The sequence below is a fragment of the Marinobacter sp. ANT_B65 genome (assembly GCF_002407605.1).
In the GTDB taxonomy this organism is placed as follows: Bacteria; Pseudomonadota; Gammaproteobacteria; order Pseudomonadales; family Oleiphilaceae; genus Marinobacter.
In genome coordinates, this window is the sequence record NZ_NXGV01000001.1 from 1,533,210 (window position 1) to 1,554,107 (window position 20,898).

The 20,898-nt window shown below is 51.8% G+C and carries 23 protein-coding genes and 1 tRNA gene; 9 read left to right on the plus strand and 15 right to left on the minus strand.

The annotated features are described in order from the left end of the window. Positions 1–48: 48 nt before the first annotated feature. Entirely contained in the window at positions 49–843 is a 795-nt protein-coding gene (gene gloB / locus CPA50_RS07150; RefSeq protein WP_096781725.1) for a hydroxyacylglutathione hydrolase, read from the minus strand. 125 nt (positions 844–968) lie between these two features. Between gloB and CPA50_RS07155 the strand changes: the two genes are divergently transcribed. The 4 genes from CPA50_RS07155 (at position 969) to CPA50_RS07170 (ending at position 4,915) form a co-directional block, all read left to right on the plus strand. Further along, a complete protein-coding gene (locus CPA50_RS07155; protein ID WP_096781726.1) occupies positions 969–1,760 on the plus strand; it encodes a class I SAM-dependent methyltransferase in 792 nt (263 codons plus the stop codon). Between the two features lie 45 nt (positions 1,761–1,805). Beyond that, a complete protein-coding gene (gene rnhA, locus CPA50_RS07160) occupies positions 1,806–2,249 on the plus strand; it encodes a ribonuclease HI (RefSeq protein ID WP_096781727.1) in 444 nt (147 codons plus the stop codon). A 32-nt stretch (positions 2,250–2,281) separates the two neighbouring features. After that, positions 2,282–2,992: a DNA polymerase III subunit epsilon gene (dnaQ, locus tag CPA50_RS07165; RefSeq protein ID WP_096781728.1), complete on the plus strand. Its 711-nt coding sequence runs from the start codon at positions 2,282–2,284 to the stop codon at positions 2,990–2,992. A gap of 216 nt (positions 2,993–3,208) precedes the next feature. After that, complete coding sequence (locus CPA50_RS07170; protein ID WP_096781729.1) at positions 3,209–4,915, plus strand: chemotaxis protein; 1,707 nt, start codon at positions 3,209–3,211, stop codon at positions 4,913–4,915. A gap of 82 nt (positions 4,916–4,997) precedes the next feature. Here CPA50_RS07170 and CPA50_RS07175 read toward each other — a convergent pair whose 3' ends face one another. Next, positions 4,998–5,312 carry an SCP2 sterol-binding domain-containing protein gene (locus CPA50_RS07175; protein WP_096781730.1) on the minus strand — a complete coding sequence of 105 codons (315 nt, stop codon included), beginning with the start codon at positions 5,310–5,312 and terminating at the stop codon, positions 4,998–5,000. Between the two features lie 227 nt (positions 5,313–5,539). On the opposite strand from CPA50_RS07175, the gene sohB reads away from it, so the two are divergent. Continuing rightward, on the plus strand, positions 5,540–6,604 hold the full coding sequence (gene sohB / locus CPA50_RS07180) for a protease SohB (protein WP_096781731.1): 1,065 nt from the start codon (positions 5,540–5,542) through the stop codon (positions 6,602–6,604). A 23-nt stretch (positions 6,605–6,627) separates the two neighbouring features. After that, the gene (locus tag CPA50_RS07185; protein ID WP_096781732.1) at positions 6,628–7,623 is read left to right on the plus strand and encodes a YhdH/YhfP family quinone oxidoreductase; all 996 of its coding nucleotides are present in this window, start codon (positions 6,628–6,630) and stop codon (positions 7,621–7,623) included. Positions 7,624–7,661: 38 nt separating this feature from the next. Here the strand turns inward: CPA50_RS07185 and CPA50_RS07190 are convergent, their stop codons facing one another. The 4 genes from CPA50_RS07190 to metH all read right to left on the minus strand — a co-directional run bounded on the left by CPA50_RS07190 (position 7,662) and on the right by metH (position 14,185). Next, positions 7,662–8,168 carry a DUF934 domain-containing protein gene (locus CPA50_RS07190; RefSeq protein ID WP_096781733.1) on the minus strand — a complete coding sequence of 169 codons (507 nt, stop codon included), beginning with the start codon at positions 8,166–8,168 and terminating at the stop codon, positions 7,662–7,664. Then, positions 8,161–9,813: a nitrite/sulfite reductase gene (locus CPA50_RS07195; RefSeq protein ID WP_096781734.1), complete on the minus strand. Its 1,653-nt coding sequence runs from the start codon at positions 9,811–9,813 to the stop codon at positions 8,161–8,163. The genes CPA50_RS07190 and CPA50_RS07195 overlap by 8 nt, the downstream gene beginning before the upstream one ends. A 409-nt stretch (positions 9,814–10,222) precedes the next feature. Then, the gene (locus CPA50_RS07200; RefSeq protein ID WP_096781735.1) at positions 10,223–10,453 is read right to left on the minus strand and encodes a DUF2970 domain-containing protein; all 231 of its coding nucleotides are present in this window, start codon (positions 10,451–10,453) and stop codon (positions 10,223–10,225) included. Positions 10,454–10,486: 33 nt separating this feature from the next. Next, positions 10,487–14,185 (minus strand): methionine synthase, encoded by a 3,699-nt coding sequence (metH, locus tag CPA50_RS07205; protein ID WP_096781736.1) that lies wholly within the window; start codon positions 14,183–14,185, stop codon positions 10,487–10,489. A gap of 243 nt (positions 14,186–14,428) precedes the next feature. Here metH and nfuA point away from each other — a divergent pair, with 243 nt between their 5' ends. Beyond that, positions 14,429–15,016: a Fe-S biogenesis protein NfuA gene (nfuA, locus tag CPA50_RS07210; RefSeq protein ID WP_096781737.1), complete on the plus strand. Its 588-nt coding sequence runs from the start codon at positions 14,429–14,431 to the stop codon at positions 15,014–15,016. A 27-nt stretch (positions 15,017–15,043) separates the two neighbouring features. Here the strand turns inward: nfuA and CPA50_RS07215 are convergent, their stop codons facing one another. From CPA50_RS07215 to CPA50_RS07235, 5 genes are all read right to left on the minus strand, one after another. Further along, positions 15,044–15,370 (minus strand): TusE/DsrC/DsvC family sulfur relay protein, encoded by a 327-nt coding sequence (locus tag CPA50_RS07215; RefSeq protein WP_096781738.1) that lies wholly within the window; start codon positions 15,368–15,370, stop codon positions 15,044–15,046. Between the two features lie 3 nt (positions 15,371–15,373). After that, a complete protein-coding gene (gene tusB / locus CPA50_RS07220; RefSeq protein ID WP_096781739.1) occupies positions 15,374–15,658 on the minus strand; it encodes a sulfurtransferase complex subunit TusB in 285 nt (94 codons plus the stop codon). Between the two features lie 37 nt (positions 15,659–15,695). Next, on the minus strand, positions 15,696–16,046 hold the full coding sequence (locus CPA50_RS07225) for a DsrE family protein (protein ID WP_096781740.1): 351 nt from the start codon (positions 16,044–16,046) through the stop codon (positions 15,696–15,698). Between the two features lie 2 nt (positions 16,047–16,048). After that, on the minus strand, positions 16,049–16,468 hold the full coding sequence (gene tusD / locus CPA50_RS07230; RefSeq protein ID WP_096781741.1) for a sulfurtransferase complex subunit TusD: 420 nt from the start codon (positions 16,466–16,468) through the stop codon (positions 16,049–16,051). 121 nt (positions 16,469–16,589) lie between these two features. Further along, entirely contained in the window at positions 16,590–17,309 is a 720-nt protein-coding gene (locus tag CPA50_RS07235) for a Bax inhibitor-1/YccA family protein (protein ID WP_096781742.1), read from the minus strand. Positions 17,310–17,567: 258 nt separating this feature from the next. Here CPA50_RS07235 and CPA50_RS07240 point away from each other — a divergent pair. Together CPA50_RS07240 and CPA50_RS07245 are read left to right on the plus strand one after the other, a co-directional pair. Further along, positions 17,568–17,658: transfer RNA gene (locus tag CPA50_RS07240), tRNA-Ser, on the plus strand. Positions 17,659–17,849: 191 nt separating this feature from the next. Beyond that, positions 17,850–18,068 carry a hypothetical protein gene (locus tag CPA50_RS07245; RefSeq protein ID WP_096781743.1) on the plus strand — a complete coding sequence of 73 codons (219 nt, stop codon included), beginning with the start codon at positions 17,850–17,852 and terminating at the stop codon, positions 18,066–18,068. Between the two features lie 73 nt (positions 18,069–18,141). On the opposite strand, the gene hemH is transcribed toward CPA50_RS07245, so the two are convergent. The 4 genes from hemH to CPA50_RS07265 form a co-directional block, all read right to left on the minus strand. Continuing rightward, the gene (gene hemH / locus CPA50_RS07250) at positions 18,142–19,251 is read right to left on the minus strand and encodes a ferrochelatase (RefSeq protein WP_096781744.1); all 1,110 of its coding nucleotides are present in this window, start codon (positions 19,249–19,251) and stop codon (positions 18,142–18,144) included. 42 nt (positions 19,252–19,293) lie between these two features. Then, complete coding sequence (locus CPA50_RS07255) at positions 19,294–19,725, minus strand: TIGR01244 family sulfur transferase (protein WP_096781745.1); 432 nt, start codon at positions 19,723–19,725, stop codon at positions 19,294–19,296. A gap of 133 nt (positions 19,726–19,858) precedes the next feature. Next, positions 19,859–20,284: a YeeE/YedE family protein gene (locus CPA50_RS07260; protein ID WP_096781746.1), complete on the minus strand. Its 426-nt coding sequence runs from the start codon at positions 20,282–20,284 to the stop codon at positions 19,859–19,861. 4 nt (positions 20,285–20,288) lie between these two features. Next, entirely contained in the window at positions 20,289–20,726 is a 438-nt protein-coding gene (locus tag CPA50_RS07265) for a YeeE/YedE family protein (protein ID WP_096781747.1), read from the minus strand. Positions 20,727–20,898: the final 172 nt, after the last annotated feature.

Below are 20,898 nucleotides of genomic sequence, written 5' to 3' on the forward strand. Positions count from 1 at the left end.
GCGGTCAAGAAACCTCTCGTTACGGCGCTGAAAGGAATTGTTAACCGCTCAGAAATTATCTTTACCGTGCCGTATAGCTGCAAAAATCGCAGTGTCTGAGTCAGAGGGCAGGCCATTCTCTTTGCAGTACTTTCTTGCGGCGTTTACAACGGCGGAATCATCCCAGCGTAAAAACGGATTAAGTCTTTTCTCATCCCCAAGTATTGAGGGAACAGTTGGTTTGTTTTCTTCTCTGCGCTTAATGCACTGTTGCTCGAAGGCTTCAAGTTCGCGGTCATCGGGTAGCCAGTTACGGGCAAACCGCAGGTTGGCTAAAGTATACTCGTGAGCACAATACACTGCTGTGGCTTCAGGGAGAGCACGGATGGATTTCAGTGACTCAAGCATCTGTGCCGGCGTACCCTCAAACAGGCGGCCGCAACCACACACAAAAAGCGTGTCGCCGCAAAACAGTGCAGGCCGGCCAGCAATCTCTGTATCAGTATAGAATGCTATATGGTCCAGAGTGTGTCCCGGAACGCCCATTACCTGAAACGTGACATGCTCCCATACAACTTCATCACCGGGATGGACACGGCTGGTTGTACTTTTGAAAGGTGATTCGGCAGGTCCTGTTACCCGGCAATCCGGGTGGTCATTTACAAGTGTCTTGATTCCACCAACATGATCAGGGTGGTGGTGGGTGACCAGAATGGTATCCAGCGTCAGCCGGTTTTTTGCCAGATATTCTTCTACCGGCGCAGCCTGCCCGGGGTCTACAATCAGGGCTTTACCCGTGTCAGTGTCTGCAAGGCACCAGATATAATTGTCATTAAATGCAGGGATGGCAGAAATGGTGAGCATCGGATGTCCCCGTATATGCTTGGCAAATGTGCCTGATATGATAGAGCATTAAGTCCATAGTCCCAACAACCTCTAGACCATCGGCTTTTAAACAGGTTCTTTCTGATAAGCGGGAGTATGGCAGTGTGAAGAAACCTGAGTGCATCGATTATGCGTCCCGGCACGCAAGCTTTGAAGACTGGTTTCAGACGCCTCTTGGTCGTGCCATGTTAGCGGACCAGCGCCACTTTCTGCATCATAAGCTTGGCAGTCTCACCGGTGCGAGACAGCTGCAGGTAAGTGTCAGCCACCGCATTCCGCTAACCAATGGCACCGATTTTTCCCAGAAAGTAATGACCACCCCAAAATGGTTTACCAGTATTCCTGATGGGGTTGTTGTGTGTGATGCGGATGAGCTTCCGTTTCCTGGTGATTCAATGGATCTGGCGGTGCTTCATCATACTGCCGACTTCTCGCCGCTCCCCCACGAGGCGCTCCGGGAGGCCGCCCGGGTTCTTAGAGGTGAGGGCACTATCGTTCTTGTAGGCTTCAACCCGTTAAGTAGCTGGGGGCTGCGAAGAGTGATGTCAAGGCACCATACGGGCCCTTGGGGAGGACGCTTTTTTCTGCGCCGGCGCATGGAAGACTGGCTGCGGCTGCTCGGTTTTCAGGTTGAAGTATCGGTGACGCGCTTTTTCCGTCTGCCTCTTCAGCGCAGTGGTCGCAGAACCTCGGGCAAGTTTGGTGAGCGCCTGACGGGAAACGGGCTCCTGCCAGTCGGAGCATATTACTGTATTCTTGCAAAAAAACGGGTGAGCGCCCGCGTTCCCAGACGACCCGCATGGCGTCAGAAAAACGTTTTGGGGGTACGAGGGGCTGGAACTGTAAGCGCGTCCAGGGGCTGCCCGCCCCAGAAACTGAATCAGCCTGAAGACTGACCGGCCGTTACGAGCCACTTACCAATACCAATATCAGGAGTTTTAATGTCCGGAAAGGTAATTCTGTATACCGATGGAGCCTGTAAAGGCAACCCGGGTCCCGGAGGCTGGGGTGTGGTGCTCCGGTATGGGGGTGCACGTAAAACCATGTATGGCGGGGAACCTCACACCACTAACAATCGTATGGAGCTGATGGCTGCAATCCAGGGGCTGAAAGCGCTGAAACGCGGTTGTGCCGTTGAGCTGTATACGGATTCCCAGTATGTTCGAAAAGGTATTACCGAGTGGCTGTCCGGGTGGAAACGCAATGGCTGGAGAACATCGGCAAAAAAGCCGGTGAAAAATGATGACCTGTGGCGTGAGCTTGATTTGCAGGCCGCAAACCATGAAGTTAACTGGCACTGGGTTAAAGGCCACGCGGGCGTCCCCGATAACGAACTCGCAGATGAGCTTGCCAACAGGGGCGTCGCTGAATTGATGAATGGCTGAAATGCACCCTGAATCTAACCGGTATGGGAATTATGAGACAGATTGTACTGGATACAGAAACAACAGGTATTGATCCTTCGGAAGGGCACCGGATTATCGAGATCGGCTGTGTCGAACTCATGGAGCGCCAACTTACTGGTCGCAACTACCACGTATATATTAATCCGGAACGCGAAGTTGAAGCGGAAGCGATTACCGTTCACGGGATCACTAACGAGTTTCTGCTGGATAAGCCTAAATTCGCTGAAATCGCGGATGAATTTTTTGAATTCATCAAAGGCGCAGAGCTTGTTATTCACAACGCTGCGTTCGACATAGGTTTCATGGATACAGAGTTCGCTCGCATAAAGCCTGTGCGAAAAACTGCTGATTACTGTGGTGTTGTGGATTCCCTTGCGATTGCCCGGGCAAAGCACCCTGGCCAGAAGAATAACCTGAACGCACTGTGCAAGCGCTATGGCGTTGACAACAGTAACCGGGAGCTTCATGGCGCGTTATTGGATGCGGAAATTCTGGCTGATGTCTATCTGCTTCTGACAGGTGGGCAAACTGCTTTGTCCCTTGATGCCGACTCTGATAGTGGAGGCGGTTCACGGGGGATGCGAAGGCTGGGCTCAGATCGACCACGACTGGCTGTTATCCAACCGACTGAGGCTGAGACTCAGGCTCATGATGCGTTTATGTCCGCGCTTGAGAAAAAGGCCGGTGGAACCGTCTGGAACAAACTTGAAGCTGCAGAATGAGAACTGTGTCTGTATGTACTAATTGTTACATTCCAGCCTTGTTGAGGTACTTGAGTTCTATGTTATAAGTAATGATAAGTACGCCAGTTTTTTGGTTGCGGACTTTAGTCGGAAGGATTAAACCGGCTTATAATAAAAAGGCGTGGCACCATCTGTGTCAGGCTACATTTCACTTGGACGGCGCGGAAGCTTTCCGCAGATTAACAGGAAGCGTTTATGGTTCAATCGTCTCTGGCGACGAAATCGCAGTCGTTTGATCTGGTCAAAAGTGAAATAGAACAGACTATCAAGCAGGCAGAATCCAGTCTTGAACGCTTTCAGGAAAACCGTGAGAGCGGTGAGGATCTGCAGAACTGTCTGGACTTTTTGAATCAGCTTCGCGGCATCTTTGTTCTGGTAGAACTTCGTGGCGGCATTTTGCTCTGCCAGGAAGCTGTCATCATGGCAAATGATGTCCCTGTTGGTGCAAACGACGACAAAAACATCTTGCTTACTACCTTGAGTAACGCGCTATTTATCCTGCGGCGTTACGTTGAGTATTATCATCAGCAAAGGGAAGATCACCCTGAACTTTTGCTGCCGGTTATTAACGAACTTCGCGAAGCGCGTCGCGAGAAACCCTATCCCGAATCCCGCTTTTTTGAAGTCGACTTAAAGGACAAACCTGATTTTTGCGGCGGCCTGGTGATTCCGGCTTTTGAAGGAGCAGAAGCAGAATACGAGATCCTTGCCCGGCGAATGAGGCTGACCTTTCAGGTTGCGCTTCTCGGTATGCTCCGGGATCGCAATCCCGTAGTCAGCCAGAAGCTGATAAGCCGTTCAGCACGAGGTTTTGCCCGGTTGTGCCAAGGCGCACCGATGGGGCAGATGTGGTGCCTTGTCGCGATAACAGCGGATACCATGTTGGACCGTGCAATGCCTTTCACCAAGGCCCGCAAGCGCATGTTCATGCGAATTGAAAAATACGCGCGGGAACTGGTTTACGTGGGCAAGGTAGCAACTACCAAAGATGCTCCGGATTCGCTTATTCGTGATCTGATTTATCTTCTGTATCGCAGCGGCTCCGGTAACCCGGAAGTTAAAGCGGTTCTCTCTGCTTTCCGGTTGACTCCGGCCGAGTTCCCGGATTCCATTCTGGAAGCCCATGCCCGCCGTCTGTACGGTCCGGGTGCTGACGTACTGAAATCACTCACCGAGGCATTGCAGGACGAGCTGAATCAGCTTAAAGACAAACTCGATATCATCGAGCGTGGCATTGAGCCTGACCTGGCCGAGCTTTCATCCATCGCAGAGGCTCTTGAGCGTCTCGGCAATACGTTGGTAATGCTGGACCTCAATCGGCTGGCATCTGTTGCCCGCGAAGAAGCCGCAAGGCTGCGAGCATGGGAAGCAGAGTCCCGATTGCCTGGTGAAGACGAGCTTTTCCGTCTTGCAGATTCAGTGTTGGGTATTGAAGACGCTGTCATGCAGATCGTCAATCGCGGCATTACAGCCGAAACCGATGCGCTGGTGGGCGGTGAACTGAGCCGTGAGGAGTCTGTATATTTCCAGGAAGCGGTTTATGTTGTAGCCGACGAGGCGCGGGGAGCCCTGACCCTGGCGAAACGCGCTATTACTGCCTTTGTTGAGTCAGATTATGACAAGCTCCATCTCGCCAATTTACCGGCAACTTTGCACAGTATCTGGGGCGGGCTCACGATGGTGAATGATTCTGGTGCAGCCCATGTACTTGAGCGTGTAGCTGCTTCCATTCAGGAGCGGTTGCTTGACGCCCGCGAAGCTCCGGAGAATCAGATTCTGGAAGCCTTGGCAGATGCACTGACATCTCTTGAGTACTATATTGAAAGTATTGGCAAGCGCGAGGATAAGAATCTGGATCTGCTAAGACTGGCGGAAACCTCCATGGATGAAGTTGGCCTGTGATGCTGGCCTGATCAGAATAAAACTGCAGATATAAAAAAACCCGCGCAAAGCGCGGGTTTTTTATGATCGCTACAGGTGTCATTCAACCCATATTGAACAGTTCACCCAGCTTGGTAGCCAGCATCATGTCGCCTTCAGCGCGAAGTTGACCGGCCATAAATGCCTGCATGCCATCTGTTTCACCGGATACAATACCCTGCAGGGTTTCGGAGTTCATGATCAGCGTAACGGAAGGGTCTTCGTGAGGGCCTTCATGCAGGTTGCATGTACCGTCTTTGATGGCCAGATGGTGGGTCTTGTCATCTTCGATATCGAACTGGAACACCAGGTCCAGGCCCTGAGCTGCGTCTGCGTTGAAGTTCTGCTCAAGTTTTTGAAAGATTTGATCTACAGACATTATTTTACCCTTTTTGATAGTTGTCTTGTCATGATAGCGGCTTTATATGCCAGGCCTTGCAAGCCTCGGCGGCAGCCGGGTAGAGCCGACTTCGCCATTCGACTTTATGGTGAGATTTAATGGCTGTCAAGCTCGATCGAACGCTTGTTTTAATTTTTATGCTCTGCTTATCAGCAGAGTTTCGGTAAGTTACACTCTCGTGATTGAAAACTGGCTGGAGAAGGGATTTGGAGTTTCTGACTGAATACGGTTTATTTTTGGCCAAAGTGGTCACATTTGTTATTGCAGCGATAGTTGTTGTGTCCATTATTGTCTCTGCTACCCATAAGGACAGAGCCGGTCACGACGATGACGGTGAACTGCAGATTCGCAAGCTCAATGAAAAATATCGCAACCTGCGTGAGTCGATTCAGGCAAGGCTGATGTCAGAGCATGAGCGGAAAGCCTGGAGCAAAGCCAGGAAGAAAAAAGATAAAGCCGAGAAGAAGGCGGAAAAAGCCAAAAGCGCTGATTCTGATGCTGTGGACGAGGCTCCTGCACGAATCTACGTTCTGGATTTCGACGGCGATATTAAAGCCAGTGAAACTGATCCGCTGCGCCGTGCTATATCTGCAGTATTAAGCGTTGCGGATCCTGAGAAAGATGAAGTGGTGATCCGGCTGGAAAGCGGCGGCGGTTTGGTTCACTCCTATGGACTGGCAGCGGCGCAGCTTGACAGAATCCGCAGCAAAGGGATTCGTCTGACGGCGTGTGTCGACAAGGTAGCTGCAAGCGGTGGTTATATGATGGCATGTGTGGCGGACCGGATTATTGCATCGCCGTTCGCCATACTTGGTTCTATTGGGGTGGTAGCTCAACTACCTAATTTTCACCGGTTACTCAAGAAAAACAACGTGGATTTTGAAGTGCTGACCGCAGGTGAACACAAGCGAACTATGACCATCTTTGGTGAAAACACTGATAAGGGCCGTCAGAAATTTCTTGAAGATCTCGAAGATACTCATGATCTGTTCAAGGATTACGTCAGCGAACGGCGGCCCGGTCTGGATATAGCTGCTGTTGCTACCGGTGACATATGGTTTGGCCGTCGGGCTCTTGACGTAAATCTGATTGATGAGATTAAGACCTCAGACGAGTATCTGATTGAGGCTTGTGACAGGGCGGATGTAGTCTCGGTTTCATTCGAGAAAAAACGAACCCTGCCAGAGAAACTCGGGCTGGCAACCAGTGCGGCACTTGAGCATACATTATGGAAGGTTCTGAGCAGCTTTCGTAATCAGAAGATTCAGTAGCTTGTATCAAACGGGGAAACATCATGAACGACACCCAGTTTAAAGCCTGGCGCGTAGCCGAGCAGGATGGTAGTTATTATGGTTCCGAGCAGGTCCTTGGAATCAAGGATCTTCCTGAAGGAGAGGTGTTGATAAAGGTCAGCCACTCCTCTCTGAACTACAAGGACGCACTCTCGGCTTCGGGCAACAAAGGTGTAACCCGTTCCTTCCCCCATACGCCGGGTATTGATGCCGCCGGTGAAGTTATCGAATCCGCAACTGGAGCTCCCGCAGCTGGAAGCAAGGTTATCGTGACTGGCTACGACCTGGGCATGAACACCGATGGCGGTTTTGGTGAGTATATACGCGTTCCATCTGCCTGGTGCGTGCCCATGCCGGCAGGCTGGGAAGCGGAAACAGCCATGATCTACGGCACAGCCGGCCTCACAGCCGGCTTGTGCGTACAGAAACTCCTCAGGATGGGTGCCGGGCCAGAGCAGGGCCGGGTGGCTGTTTCCGGAGCTTCAGGCGCAGTTGGCAGCGTGGCCGTTGAGCTGCTTGCAAAACTGGGTTTCGATGTTGTGGCGATCAGTGGCAAAGCCGACCATGCAGAAAGCCTGAAAAAACTGGGTGCTACAGAGGTTGTTGGGCGCGACGTGCTGGCGGACAACAAGAAGCCAATGCTCAGACCAGAATTCGCTAATGCTGTGGACACTGTTGGCGGATCACCTCTGGCTGAGCTGCTGAAACAGATCAAGCCTGGTGGATCAGTATCCTGTTGTGGGCTGGTCGCTGGCCCCCAGCTTCAGACCACGGTTCTTCCGTTTATTCTCAGAGGTGTAAACCTGCTGGGCGTGGACTCCGTTGAAATTCCACTGGCCGATAAAGAGGCTGTCTGGAAAAAGTTTGCGGAAGACTGGAAATGTCCGACAATTGAAGCTTCTGCGAAACGGATTGGGCGGACAGATCTTGACGATGCTCTGAGTGCGTTTCTGAAAGGAGAGTCAGCCGGGAAAATTGTTTTGGATCATAAGGCCTGAACCGCTGAAGTTCAGGCCATCTGAAGCAGGGCAGAAACCTAGGATGCCCTGCGCCGGAACAAAGGCAAGTCCGTATCCGTAGCAGCCTGATATCCCTGGCTGAAGAAGTTCAGGGACTGTGCTGCTTTGCGGATATCCTTATCGGGGCGCAGTTCGTAGGTATCAAAGCCACAGCGTTTCATAAACTGAAGCTGATCCAGCAGTACGTCGCCAATCGCCCGCAACTCGTTTTTATAGCCGAAACGCTCTCGTAACAGGCGGGCAATGCTGTATCCGCGACCGTCGCTGAACTTGGGAAAGTTAACCGCTATCAATGGCAGTTCATTAACATGATCAGCCAGAATTTCCGGCTCATCATGGCTGTCAAACCACACACCAATATCTTTTTTGCCAGCTAACTGCTCCCGGTTTTCAATCCAGAGGTCAACCGGAATCAGTGTGCGTTCCTGCTCCGGGATGATCAGCGGTTCGCCATTTTCAGGACGTGGAACCACAAACCACTGATCCTGACGGATGCTGCCATCGTGAAAGATAATATCAGGCATATACCCGCTCCTTGAAAGGATCAATTCCGACACGGCGATAGGTGTCGAGGAATGACTCCTCATCCGTGCGCTTGTTAACGTAGACATCGATGATCTTTGAGATCACGTTCGGCATTTCATCCCGGGCAAAGGATGGCCCCAGAATTTTACCGATTGAAGCATCGTGTTGGGATGAGCCCCCAAGGCTTACCTGGTAGAACTCCTGGCCTTTTTTGTCTACGCCCAGAACGCCAATGCTGCCGACATGGTGATGACCGCAGGCATTCATGCAGCCGGATATGTTGAGGTTGATGTTGCCGAGATCATAGAGAAAGTCCAGATCGTCAAAGCGTCGCTGGATAGCTTCAGCAACCGGTATCGATTTGGCATTGGCCAGCGCGCAGAAGTCACCACCAGGGCAGCAGATGATGTCTGTTAAGGTATTAAGGTTAGGAGTTCCAAAGCCCATGGGGCCAAGCTGTTGCCAGAGTTCAAACAGGCGGTCCTGGCGAACATCTGCCAGTACAACGTTTTGGTGGTGCGTTACCCGCACTTCTCCAAAACTGTACTCATCAGCCAGATCTGCGATCTGTTCAAGCTGCTTGTCGGTGACATCTCCCGGAGGTACACCGGTCTTCTTCATGGTCAAGGTTACAATGGCGTACCCGGACATTTTATGGGTGTCCACGTTGTTCTGTAACCACTGATCAAACTCCCGGTTTACGAAGCGTTGTTGTGCAAGCAGCTCCGTCGCATTATCCACCTTGGCATAAGCAGGTTCGGTGAAGTAGCTCTGGATATGATCAATCGCCTCAGGAGTCAGTCGGGTCGGTGAATCCTTGATATGAGCCCACTCAGCTTCGACTTTCTCTGCAAAGGCTTCCGGGGTCAGCGCCTTTACAAGAATCTTGATTCGCGCCTTGAACTTGTTGTCACGGCGTCCATAGCGGTTGTAAACCCTAAGAACGGCTTCCAGGTAGGTCAGCAGGTCAAGCTCCGGAAGAAATTCACGTATAACAGGAGCGACCATTGGTGTACGTCCAAGCCCGCCGCCCACATGCACCCGAAAGCCAAGTTCACCAGCTTCATTGCGTATGATCTGAAGGCCTATGTCGTGTACCTGGATGGCGGCCCTGTCGGTCTTCTCGGATGCGTTTACTGCAACCTTGAATTTTCTCGGCAGAAATGCAAATTCCGGATGAAAGGTAGACCACTGCCGGATGATTTCACAGTAGGGGCGGGGGTCTACCAATTCATCCGACTGAACACCGGCAAACTGATCCGTTGTGGTGTTTCTGATGCAGTTCCCGCTGGTCTGGTTTGCGTGCATTTCTACTTCGGCCAGCTCGGCCAGAATGTCAGGTACATCTTCCAGGGCAGGCCAGTTGAGCTGCACATTCTGACGCGTAGTGAAATGTGCATAGCCCTTATCGTAATCCCGCGTAACCCGCGCCAGACGACGCAGCTGGGCTGAGCGCAGCATGCCGTAAGGCACGCAGATGCGGAGCATAGGAGCAAGCCGCTGAACGTAAAGTCCATTCTGAAGGCGTAAAGGAAGAAACTCATCCTCGGTTAATTCTCCGGAGAGTGCCCGCGCAGTCTGGTCCCGAAATTGTGCAACCCGTTCGGCTGCCATTTGCCGATCGTGATCGTCGTAAACGTACATAAGAATTCCTGGATAAAATGTCGTGAAGGCGTGCACCGGATAGTTTGAATTGGAGAGCTATCAAGTGCGCCCGAAAACCGGGGCCTTATATCTGAAACGAAGGATACCAGCGGGTTTTTATTCTAGAAACGATTATTTCAAGATATGTTTATCGATTAATGCGATAAGGCAATGTATCTCAGGCTGGACGAATATCAATTTACTGCTTTACTGAAGGGGGAAAAGACCGCAATTTCTGGTTTCTGTCTGAAATTCAAACAATAAATCCGGAACCCTCGGAGTATCCGGACAAGGAGCAGGTAATGAAAAAACTGATGCGCCCTGACGGCCAGGTAGATGCCATAGCCGCAGTAATGCTTGTGACACTTGTCGTTCTATTCGCTGTAGTGTGGGTTTCCGGGCAATAAGCCTAGTGGCCGGATAGTACGACCCGTACAACAACAATCAGGGTGCCGACAAATATGGCCGTGAACAGCAGCCCTCCAACAATATACGGCCATGGGCTGTGGCCTGAAAAATCTTCCTCGTGGCGTTTGTTGGACTGAACTCCCAGAGCGCCTGCTGCGACGCTCTGTAGTACTTTGAAAACTCCGGGGCCCTGAGTTTTGTTGTTTTTTTTGGTTCCAGATGTATCTGCCATAAAGCCGGTCCTGTTTGCGTGTAAGGCAGGCCTTTACTCGTCCGGATCATACGCGAGGCTGGGTGCGAGCCATCGCTCTGCTTCCGCTTTGGAAAGGCCTTTACGCTCAGCATAGTCTTCAACCTGATCTACGCCAATTTTACCTACCGAGAAAAATTTTGAATCCGGGTGGGAGAAATACCAGCCAGAAACTGCCGCTGTTGGGAACATGGCAAAGTGCTCTGTCAGTTCAATACCTGTTTTTTCTGTAGCATCAAGCAACTGGAACAGAGTGGCTTTCTCCGTGTGGTCGGGGCACGCCGGATAGCCAGGGGCAGGGCGAATGCCGCGATAGCGTTCCTTTATCAGATCTTCGCTCTCCAGTTGCTCACCTGGATCATAGCTCCAGAATTCTGTCCGCACCCGTTCGTGCATTCGCTCGGCAAAGGCCTCTGCCAGGCGATCGGCCAGAGCTTTCACCATGATTGCGTTGTAGTCGTCGTTAGCATCTTTATATTCAAGCGACATTTCTTCTGCACCGATACCGGTGGTTACAGCAAAGCCGCCAATATAGTCACAATGTTCTGAGCCTTCTTCTGCTACAAAGTCGGATAGTGCCATCATTGCTTTGCCCGGGGCTTTTTCATCCTGCTGGCGCAAGTGGTGCAGGGTGGTCAGTTCTTCTGTGCGGGTTTCGTCTGTGTATACAACAATGTCGTCTCCGCGGCGGTTTGCTGGCCAGAAACCGATTATTCCTGAAGCACTTACACGCTTTTCGTCGATCATTTTGCGAAGTATGATCTGGGCATCATCAAACAGGCTGCGGGCTGCTTCTCCACGTTTGGGGTCATCAAATACCTGCGGGTATTTGCCGGCCACATCCCAGGAGATGAAAAACGGCGTCCAGTCTATGTAAGGTACCAGTTCGTTAAGATCATATTCTTCAAACAGCCGGGTACCGGTGAAAGCAGGCCGGGGCGGAACGTAATTTTCAAAGTTGATTTCCGGTGCTCGGGCCCGGGCCTGTTTCAGGCTCACGAGCTTGGTGCGATCACCACGCTGTTTTCTGCGCTCCCGGATGTTGTCATATTCTTTGCGCGCAGCGTCCACAACTTTTGGTTTGGCCGTTTTGCTCAACAGTTGTGAGGCGACGTTAACGCAACGGGATGCATCCGATACGTAGAGCGCAATATCGTTTTTGTAATGAGGTTCAATTTTTACCGCAGTATGTGCCTTGGACGTAGTTGCACCGCCAATCATCACCGGCAGGTGGAAGTCGAGGCGCTGCATCTCCCTGGCCACATGCACCATTTCATCGAGTGATGGTGTAATGAGACCGCTCAGGCCGATAATGTCTACATTGTGTTCTTTGGCAGCCGCCAGGATTTTGTCACAGGGCACCATTACGCCGAGGTCAATAACCTCGTAGTTGTTACACTGCAACACAACTCCCACAATATTCTTGCCGATATCGTGCACGTCACCTTTTACCGTCGCCATCAGGATTTTACCTTTGGCCTGCTGGTCTCCGGACTTCTCAGCCTCGATATAGGGAATAAGGTGTGCCACAGCCTGCTTCATTACGCGGGCGCTTTTGACCACCTGGGGCAGAAACATTTTGCCATCACTAAACAGGTCCCCAACGACGTTCATGCCGTCCATGAGCGGGCCTTCAATCACGTGAATAGGGCGCTCTGCCTGCTGTCGGCACTCTTCAGTGTCTTCAATGATGAAGTTGGTGATACCTTTTACCAGAGAGTGCTCCAGCCGTTTTATAACCGGCCACCCGCGCCAGGCCAGATCCTCTTCCTGGGTTTTGCCGCCTTTGCCTTTGTAGCGTTCAGCAATTTCCAGGAGGCGGTCCGTGGAGTCATCCCGGCGATTGAGCACAACGTCTTCAACCAGTTCCTTCAGTTCAGGTTCAATTTCATCGTAAATTACCAGTTGTCCCGGGTTTACGATGCCCATGTTCATGCCGGCCTTGATGGCGTGATACAGGAACACTGAGTGAATGGCTTCACGTACCACGTCATTTCCGCGGAAGGAAAAGGATACGTTGCTGACGCCGCCGGAGATCGACGCATGGGGCAGGTTCTTCCGGATCCAGCGGGTGGCGTTTATAAAGTCCACCGCATAGTTATTGTGTTCTTCAATACCAGTTGCGATGGCGAAGATATTTGGATCAAAAATAATATCGCTCGGGTTAAAGCCGATACTGGCCAGAACCTCGTATGAGCGTTTACAGATTTCGGTTTTGCGCTCGTAGGTATCGGCCTGTCCCTGCTCATCGAAAGCCATAACCACAACGGCGGCACCGTAGCGCATACAATCACGGGCGCGTTTAATGAATGCATCTTCGCCTTCTTTCAGGCTGATGGAGTTCACCACCGCTTTGCCCTGAATGCAGCGCAGCCCAGCCTCTATAACTTCCCATTTTGAGGAGTCAATCATGATGGGCACGCGGGAAATGTCCGGCTCAGAGGCTACCAGGTTCAGGAAGGTAACCATTACCTCCTTCGAATCCAGCATGCCCTCATCCATATTGATATCAATAATCTGGGCCCCGTTTTCTACCTGATCCCGGGCCACACTCAGGGCTTCTTCGTACTGCTCTTCTTTGATCAGTCTCAGAAAACGCTTGGAACCGGTAACGTTGGTACGTTCACCAACGTTGATGAACAGGGTGTTTTCATCACCGGTAAACGGCTCCAGGCCTGCAAGTCTCAAAGCTTCCGGGCGCTCAGGAATCCTGCGTGGCGGGTATTTGCCTACAGCCTTAGCTATTGCTTCGATATGCTCAGGGCGAGAGCCACAGCACCCGCCGATAATGTTAAGGAACCCGTCCCGGGCGAATCCTTCGATGATTTCCGCCATTTCTTCTGGCGTCTGGTCGTACTCTCCGAATTCGTTAGGCAGACCGGCGTTGGGGTGAGCGCTGACATAAGTTTCGGCTTTGGCAGACAGTTCTTCTACATAAGGGCGTAGCGCATCTGCACCCAGGGCACAGTTCAGGCCGACAGAAATGGGGCGGGAGTGGGCGATTGAGTTCCAGAAGGCCTCGGTAGTCTGGCCGGACAAGGTGCGGCCAGAGGCATCGGTTATGGTGCCGGAAATCATTATGGGCAGTTCAGTACCGCTGTCTTCAAAATACTGTTGCGTGGCGTAAATTGCAGCCTTGGCGTTAAGGGTGTCGAAGATGGTTTCGATAAGAATAAGGTCGCAGCCACCTTCAACCAGACCGGCAACAGCTTCGTAATAATTGTCTACCAGGGTCTGAAAGTCGACGTTACGGAAACCGGGGTTGTTAACATCCGGGGAGAGGGATGCTGTGCGCGATGTGGGGCCCACCGCACCGGCAACAAACCGGGGCTTGTCCGGGTTCTTTCTGGTAAATTCGTCCGCTATCTGTCGCGCCAGCTTTGCAGCAGCGACATTCAACTCTTTGGCAATTTCTTCCAGGCCATAATCGGCCTGAGATACACGGGTTGAATTGAAGGTGTTGGTTTCAATAATATCTGCACCGGCATCCAGATACTCTGCGTGGATATTCCGGAGAAGAGCTGGCTGGGTAAGGTTCAACAGGTCGTTGTTGCCCTGAACCTCCTGGTCATAATCCGCAAAACGGTCGCCACGGAACGCTTGTTCGTCCAGTTTCTGGTTCTGGATCATGGTTCCCATACCGCCATCCAGAATCACAATGCGTTCCTGCAGGGCTTTGTGAAGTTGTTTCAGGCGAGTGTTGCGATCGGTCATAGTCAGCATTCCGGATGGCGGTATTAACGGGTTATTCGTGTCTTTGGCGCGCGATCATAGCAAAATGGCGGTGCCAGTCGTAGTTTCGTTCGCAGTTATTCTGTTCCTGTATCAAATGCTGATTGCTGAGCATTTGATAGGGGAAAGTCATTACCCGATTAAAGACCAACTATTTTACTCGGTCTTTCATGTTGCTGCGAACTGCCTTAAAATGAATGCAAACATTCAACGGGTTTAAAAAACATGGCACTGGTTACTGTGACAGATCCCGCACGGGATTATCTTGCACAACTTATTGAGAAGCAGGACGTGGAAGGCATGGGTGTACGAATTTTCGTAACCCAGCCAGGCACCAAAAATGCTGAAACCTGCTTGGCTTACTGCCCGCCAAATGAAATTGTACCTACGGATGAGCAGGTTGATCTGGAAAAGTTCACTTTGTACCTGGATCATAACTCCGTTCCCTTTCTTGAAGAAGCCTACGTGGACTACTCCAAGGATCAGATGGGAGGGCAGTTAACCATCAAGGCTCCGAACGCCAAAGTTCCTAACGTTGATGAAAATGCTCCGCTGCCTGATCGTGTAAATTATGTTCTGGCTTCGGAAATCAACCCTGGTCTTGCGGCACACGGTGGGGAGGTTTCACTGGTTGAAATCGTTGATGGATCTGTTGCTGTCATGCGATTTGGCGGTGGCTGCCAGGGTTGCTCTGCAGTCAGTCTTACGCTCAAGCAGGGCGTTGAGTCGACACTTAAGGAGCGGGTACCTGAAATCACGGCGGTTCGCGACGTTACAGATCACACCAAGACTGAAAACGCATACTATCAGTAAGGGCTTTGAGGTCTGTCGGGTAAACTGCTAAAGGCAGTTTGTCGGCCTCGGCAGGCCTGCAATCCGGCAGGCCGTTTTTGCCGGAGTGCCGGGGAATAGCTGCATGAGATAAATGCTGTTTCCCCGCTCATCACCAAAAGCCTCCTTCACCGATTTAACGAACAATCGGTTGGAAGGCGGCGACATTTCATGTTCTTTGTAAAATAAACGCAGAAACTCAATGATTTCCCAGTGCTTTTCGCCAAGCACTATCTGGTCGTCTGCGGCAATTATTGCGGCAACTTCCGGTGTCCACTGACTGGCGTCTTCAAGAAAACCTTCATTGTTCCTGTCGGGCATTACGGAGTCTGTCATGGGTCACCAGCTGATTATGTGTTGGGCTCGCGCCGTCAGGTCGACCATGTCAGGGTAGCTCACCAGGGCAGCCTCACCGGCATTCTGCTCAAGGCCGCGAGCCTTCACATCCGGCATCAGCGCATAAACGGGAATGTTTATACCACGACAACCTGAAGTGGCAAGAGCCAGTACCGCATTCTCCGTTAGCAATAGCGCGTCTCCGGGCCTGAGTGCTTCCATACAGGCTGCAGAGCGCGGATGTCCGGGTGTTTTGTTCAGAATGTGGAGCGTATGAAGAGATGTCATAACGTATTCTGGCTCTCTGTTGGACTCTGTATGGGAATCAGCCGGCAAAGGTAGTGTGTGAGTGCTGGTGCAGCAGTTCAGAGCTGTTTTCAGACAATGCGACACCTGCAATCATATTTTCCGACTTAAGCCCGAAACGGGCGCAGGATGATGCGTCGGCGTAGATTGTTTCTACGCCGAAAACAGGCGCTGCAGAAAGGTTCTTTTCTACGGACTTTTGTTCGACTTCTCCGGTTTCCTGATGCCTGCGCAGCCAGTTGACGCCAGCTCCCGTAAACAACAGGGATACTTTCTGGTCAAAAGCCGCCAGGGAAAAAGCCATATCCAGGGCTTCTCGCCCCGCCCAGGTTCCGTAGGGAGACTGGTCAATAACGATTAATGTGCCCACTCTTAACCTCCTGCATGGAAATAGAGAACACGGGACGATGCCATCGTGCCTTCCACCCACTCACCAAGCCCGGCAATTATAAATGGCTCCAGAAGATTGCTGGCTGGCAGTTTGTAACGCTTTTGTTCTTTTTCGTTTATCAATCCTCGTCTCAACGCCGAGGCAATACAGACGACTCCTGGGATGGTGTATTCCTTGAGGAAGCCTGCCCATTCATCAGGCCAGTGGGTCTCATCTGAAGGTGGTGCTGAGAGTGCTGAGGCGAGGTGAACTCCGTCACCGTAGAGAAATACCCGGTCAACTGTATGGCCTGCGGCAATTGCCGCCCGGGCGAATGATAAGGCTGTTTGCGGAGCCTGAGAGGAGTAGGGTGCTCCTGTGATAACCAGCGTGTAGTTTTGCAAAGGAATGGCATCATTCATATGGTTGAAGCTCTGAGCCGGGATAAAGTCAGTGTACCTGTCAGTCAGTTTATCAATAGCAAAAAACCCGGCAAAGGCCGGGGTTTTTGCAGACTACCAGGCGCGCGATGCGCGGCTGATATTAATCCTGGCCGGAGAAGGCACCGATCAGGTGAAGCAGGCTCACAAACAGGTTGTAAATATTCAGATACAGGCCGGTTGTGGCCATGATGTAGTTGGTTTCACCACCGTTAACGATACGGCTGGTGTCATACAGAATGAAACCCGACATCAGGAACACGATCGCTGCACTTATAGCGAGGCTGATTGCAGTAACCTCTATGCCGAACATTCCTGCAACCATGGTGCCCAGGGCTGCAACCAGCACGACCACCAGACCGGCAACCAGCATGCCACGCATGAAGCTGAAGTCTTTCTTGGTGGTCAGCACATAGCCAGACAGAGCGAAAAATACCAGGCCAGTTCCACCCAGCGCCTGCATAATGATCTGTCCGCCGTTAGCGAATTGCAGGTAGTACATCAGAATTGGCCCAAGGGACAGACCAAGCAGGCCAGTGAACGCAAAAACAACTGCGATACCGGCAGAACTGTTGGCCGTACGTGGCAGGACCAGCCAGATCAAGGCAAGGGCACCGAGGCTGCAGATAAGGCTGGCGCCCTGGCCCAGACCGATGGACATGGATACACCAGCCATGACAGCACTGAATATCAGCGTCATTGCAAGCAGTGTATAAGTGTTACGCAAAACCTTGGTAGCCGACGCACTTATTGGTGCGGTAGCGGACCCACGGGCAATCATGCCGTTGCGGTTCTGCTGAACATTGTACTGTCTGTTTTGCATTCTGATCTCCGGTTTAATCCAGCTTGTGTGGTTACTGGCGTCAGGCATCGAGCCTGATAAACGCCAATCACTTGGAATTAGTATCCATAATAATGTCATATTCTCAACTTTCAATCATTTACGACACGAAAGTCTCCGTCAGATTCCATTAAAAGCCGTTAATGTAAAAAAAATGCTGTGTGTTCTTTCCAGGGCGTTGACAGCACAGGCAATTCCGGTATCATGCACACCGCTGTCGCTTGGCAGCAATGGAAAAACGGTGGGCTGGCAGAGTGGCCGAATGCAGCGGTCTTGAAAACCGCCGAAGGTTTGTAGCCTTCCCGGGGTTCGAATCCCTGGCCCACCGCCATTTTTCCTTCTGATCAAAGCTTAACCCCTCTTTCTGATAATTCCTTTTAGTAAAATCTGCACCGTCGACCTCAGCAATGTCGATCAGCGTGGCTTCTTTTGATCTTCAGGCTTTAAACTCCGTGCAAGGCGCCCCATCTTCTGTTGTATAGCCAGTCCCTGAACTTATACGTCGACTCTCAGGAGAGTGTTATGTCAGATGCCAAAAAAAGTAAGGATAAAGACACCGGGATTGCTGATCGCAGCGATCGGAAGTTTTCCGTTTCCACTAACCGGGGCAGTGCCAGTCATCGTGTTCGCTATGTCGAAGCGGGCGGCGCCGGAGTGGATATAGATGAGTGCACTTTTTGCGATTCGATTCCGGACCTTTCTGACAGGCCACAGAAGCCAGAGGGTCAGGCAGGCGGCTAGGGTGCCTGCCCGTCTTTTATGGGGGCTGGTCCGGCTCAGAGGCGCCGAAAACCGACGCTACTGAGCCCGGTTGTCAAAGATCGCGGCCTGGATAGATTGCTTCTTTTTGTTCGTCGGCTAACATCTGGCGGGCAGCAAGCGTTTCGGGTTTGTTATCTGGAGGCGTCCAGCCCTGCAGGTTTTCTTCTATCAGCTGAACCAGAGCGTCAATATGGCCAGGTGTTGCGTTCAGCGCGGTTATATAACTGAAGCCTTCGCCACCTGCTGCCATAAAGTAGCCGCGGTTTTCTTCATCAATTTCTTCAATGGTTTCCAGGCAGTCCGACGAAAAACCCGGGCAAAACACATCGACTGATTTGATTCCCTGTCCCGGAAGCGCTTTGAGCGTCATATCGGTATAGGGCTTGAGCCATTCTTCCTTCCCGAAACGGGACTGGAAAGTGGTTATGTATTCATCTTTCGTCAGTCCAAGCCGCTCTGCCAGGAGCCTTGAGGTTTTATGGCACTCGCAGTGGTATGGGTCGCCTTTAGTCAGGTATTTCAGGGGCACCCCATGATAGGACAATATCAGTTTTTGATTGCGTCCATGCTCCGACCAGTGGCTCTCAATATGCCGGGCCATTGCCTCGATATAAGGCGGATAGTCAGGGTAATGGGAAATAAAGCGCACATCCGGTATCCAGCGGCGCTTTGTGAAGTCCTGGCTTATCGCGTCGAAGGTTGATGCTGATGTAGAGCCGGAATACTGTGGGTAAAGAGGCAATACCAACAGCTTCCTGACGCCCTGTTGCTGCATTTCTTCAAGTACCTTCGGAATAGACGGGTTGCCATAACGCATTGCAAAACCCACGACCACATCGGGGCCATACTTCTTTTTCAGAACTTCCCGGATTCCTTCAGCCTGTCTGGCAGTATGAATCAGCAGTGGTGAGCCTTCAGGCTGCCATACGCTGGCGTATGCTGCTGCGCTGCGTTTGGGGCGGATGCGAAGGATTACACCATGCAATATCACCCACCAAAGAGGGCGAGGTAACTCCACAACCCTTGGATCGGAAAGAAATTCCGCCAGATAGCGCCGTAATGCTGATGGGGTTGGGGCATCCGGGGTTCCAAGATTGGTTACCAGAACACCGATCCGTTCCGGCTGATTATGCCGGAAGTTCTCTGAGCCTTTGTATTGCATGGGGAGATGGATCCTGAGCGTTGATCGTTTGAAGCGAAGTGTCTATTCCCGGTTGGCAGCCTGTTGCGCCATACGCGGAGCCAGGCCGCTCATATCGTAGCCGGCATTGCTGGCTTTGCTGAAGACTTCCTGTGCTGGAGTCGTACGGACAGCGTTCAGCGACCAGAGTATCGTACAGCGGGTTCCAGTCCGGCAGAAGGCTAATACGGGTTTTTCGGAATTCCGGATCATTTCCCCGAAACGATCAACGTCTGCGTCAGTTACATTTCCGGATTGGACAGGCATGTAAACCCATGTCATTCCATTTTCCCGGGCCGCAGCTTCTATGTCGGCCATTGAAGGCTGACCAAACTCTTCCTGATCCGGGCGGTTGGCTACGAGAGTTTTGAACCCCAGCCTTGCCGCCTCTGCCACATCGCCATAGCTGATCTGGGGGGTGACGGAAATTGTGTCGTCAATTTTTCGGATATCCATGGGGTTTGCTCTCCGGATTCGGTAAAAATTCGACGCTATCATCTCATAGGTGATAACGACTGTCAGAATGATACATCTGCGACTGGTCTGGCCCTGAGCCATCCTGTTTTAATCGACATCGGGGCCGGGCAGATCAGGACGCAGATCTTTGGCGCTCAATCACTTCAAATATACCCATGCCGGCCACCATAGCCACAACGAAGACAATGGCTTTGATCTCTCCCGCACCAAGAGCCACCAGTGCGGGCCCGGGGCAGAAGCCGGCGATGCCCCATCCCATACCGAACATCAGGCCGCCTGTGACCAGGCGTTTGTCGATATGAGAAGTCTGCGGAACCTTCATGTTAAAGCCCAGAAATGAAAGCGTTCTGTTGCGGGCTACAGTAAACGCCCCAAGGCCCACAATAATGGCTCCACCCATTACAAAAGCGAGTGATGGGTCCCAGAGGCCGGCGATATCGAGAAAACCTAGAACTTTTTCCGGATTAGCCATACCGGAAACAATAAGGCCGAAACCAAACAGTAAGCCTGCGAACAATGATGCAATAGCAGCTTTCATGATATTACACTCCCAGCAGATGGCGGATGACGAAAACGGTTACAAATCCGGCGAACATGAAGCTCAGTGTTGCGACCAGAGACCGGGGTGAAAACCGGGACAGACCACACACGCCGTGCCCGCTTGTGCAGCCGGAGCCATAACGGGTTCCGATTCCTACCAGAAGGCCCGCGATAATCAGCGAAGGGTATCCGGCCTCTATTTCAATGGGCGGTAGCTGTGCAACCAGCATCCAAAGGGCAGGTGAGCCGATAAGTCCGGCGAGAAATGCAATTCGCCAGCCGGTATCACCAGCGGCTGGGGTCAGTAAACCACCCAGAATTCCGCTTATACCTGCAATCCTGCCATTCAGCAGCAGAAAGCTCGCAGCAGCGAGTCCTACCAGCACTCCGCCGGCAAGTGCCGACCAGGGAGTGAAGTTACTCCAGGCAATATCTATCATTCAGAAAATCCTCCGGTATGCCCTTCAGGGTGAGGCATGGGAAATTAAGTTCTATTGGCGGGCGAACCCAAAGCCTTATTTGGAATAAGCTTATAAGTGGGGGCGATAATAGCAAAAAAAAGCCCGGCGGGAATGCCGGGCAGAGGCGTGCGAGTAGTATCCATGAAAGACT

Bases quoted from the DNA above. Each gene is read 5' to 3' on its own strand.
- CPA50_RS07195 (WP_096781734.1), bottom strand. From the start codon at position 9,813: ATGTACGTTTACGACGATCACGATCGGCAAATGGCAGCCGAACGGGTT.
- CPA50_RS07260 (WP_096781746.1), bottom strand. From the start codon at position 20,284: ATGAAAGCTGCTATTGCATCATTGTTCGCAGGCTTACTGTTTGGTTTC.
- CPA50_RS07170 (WP_096781729.1), top strand. From the start codon at position 3,209: ATGGTTCAATCGTCTCTGGCGACGAAATCGCAGTCGTTTGATCTGGTC.
- CPA50_RS07245 (WP_096781743.1), top strand. From the start codon at position 17,850: ATGTCAGATGCCAAAAAAAGTAAGGATAAAGACACCGGGATTGCTGAT.
- tusD (WP_096781741.1), bottom strand. From the start codon at position 16,468: ATGAATGATGCCATTCCTTTGCAAAACTACACGCTGGTTATCACAGGA.
- metH (WP_096781736.1), bottom strand. From the start codon at position 14,185: ATGACCGATCGCAACACTCGCCTGAAACAACTTCACAAAGCCCTGCAG.
- CPA50_RS07265 (WP_096781747.1), bottom strand. From the start codon at position 20,726: ATGATAGATATTGCCTGGAGTAACTTCACTCCCTGGTCGGCACTTGCC.
- CPA50_RS07200 (WP_096781735.1), bottom strand. From the start codon at position 10,453: ATGGCAGATACATCTGGAACCAAAAAAAACAACAAAACTCAGGGCCCC.
- dnaQ (WP_096781728.1), top strand. From the start codon at position 2,282: ATGAGACAGATTGTACTGGATACAGAAACAACAGGTATTGATCCTTCG.
- CPA50_RS07185 (WP_096781732.1), top strand. From the start codon at position 6,628: ATGAACGACACCCAGTTTAAAGCCTGGCGCGTAGCCGAGCAGGATGGT.
- rnhA (WP_096781727.1), top strand. From the start codon at position 1,806: ATGTCCGGAAAGGTAATTCTGTATACCGATGGAGCCTGTAAAGGCAAC.
- nfuA (WP_096781737.1), top strand. From the start codon at position 14,429: ATGGCACTGGTTACTGTGACAGATCCCGCACGGGATTATCTTGCACAA.
- gloB (WP_096781725.1), bottom strand. From the start codon at position 843: ATGCTCACCATTTCTGCCATCCCTGCATTTAATGACAATTATATCTGG.
- CPA50_RS07255 (WP_096781745.1), bottom strand. From the start codon at position 19,725: ATGGATATCCGAAAAATTGACGACACAATTTCCGTCACCCCCCAGATC.
- hemH (WP_096781744.1), bottom strand. From the start codon at position 19,251: ATGCAATACAAAGGCTCAGAGAACTTCCGGCATAATCAGCCGGAACGG.
- CPA50_RS07190 (WP_096781733.1), bottom strand. From the start codon at position 8,168: ATGCCTGATATTATCTTTCACGATGGCAGCATCCGTCAGGATCAGTGG.
- CPA50_RS07175 (WP_096781730.1), bottom strand. From the start codon at position 5,312: ATGTCTGTAGATCAAATCTTTCAAAAACTTGAGCAGAACTTCAACGCA.
- tusB (WP_096781739.1), bottom strand. From the start codon at position 15,658: ATGACATCTCTTCATACGCTCCACATTCTGAACAAAACACCCGGACAT.
- CPA50_RS07215 (WP_096781738.1), bottom strand. From the start codon at position 15,370: ATGACAGACTCCGTAATGCCCGACAGGAACAATGAAGGTTTTCTTGAA.
- CPA50_RS07235 (WP_096781742.1), bottom strand. From the start codon at position 17,309: ATGCAAAACAGACAGTACAATGTTCAGCAGAACCGCAACGGCATGATT.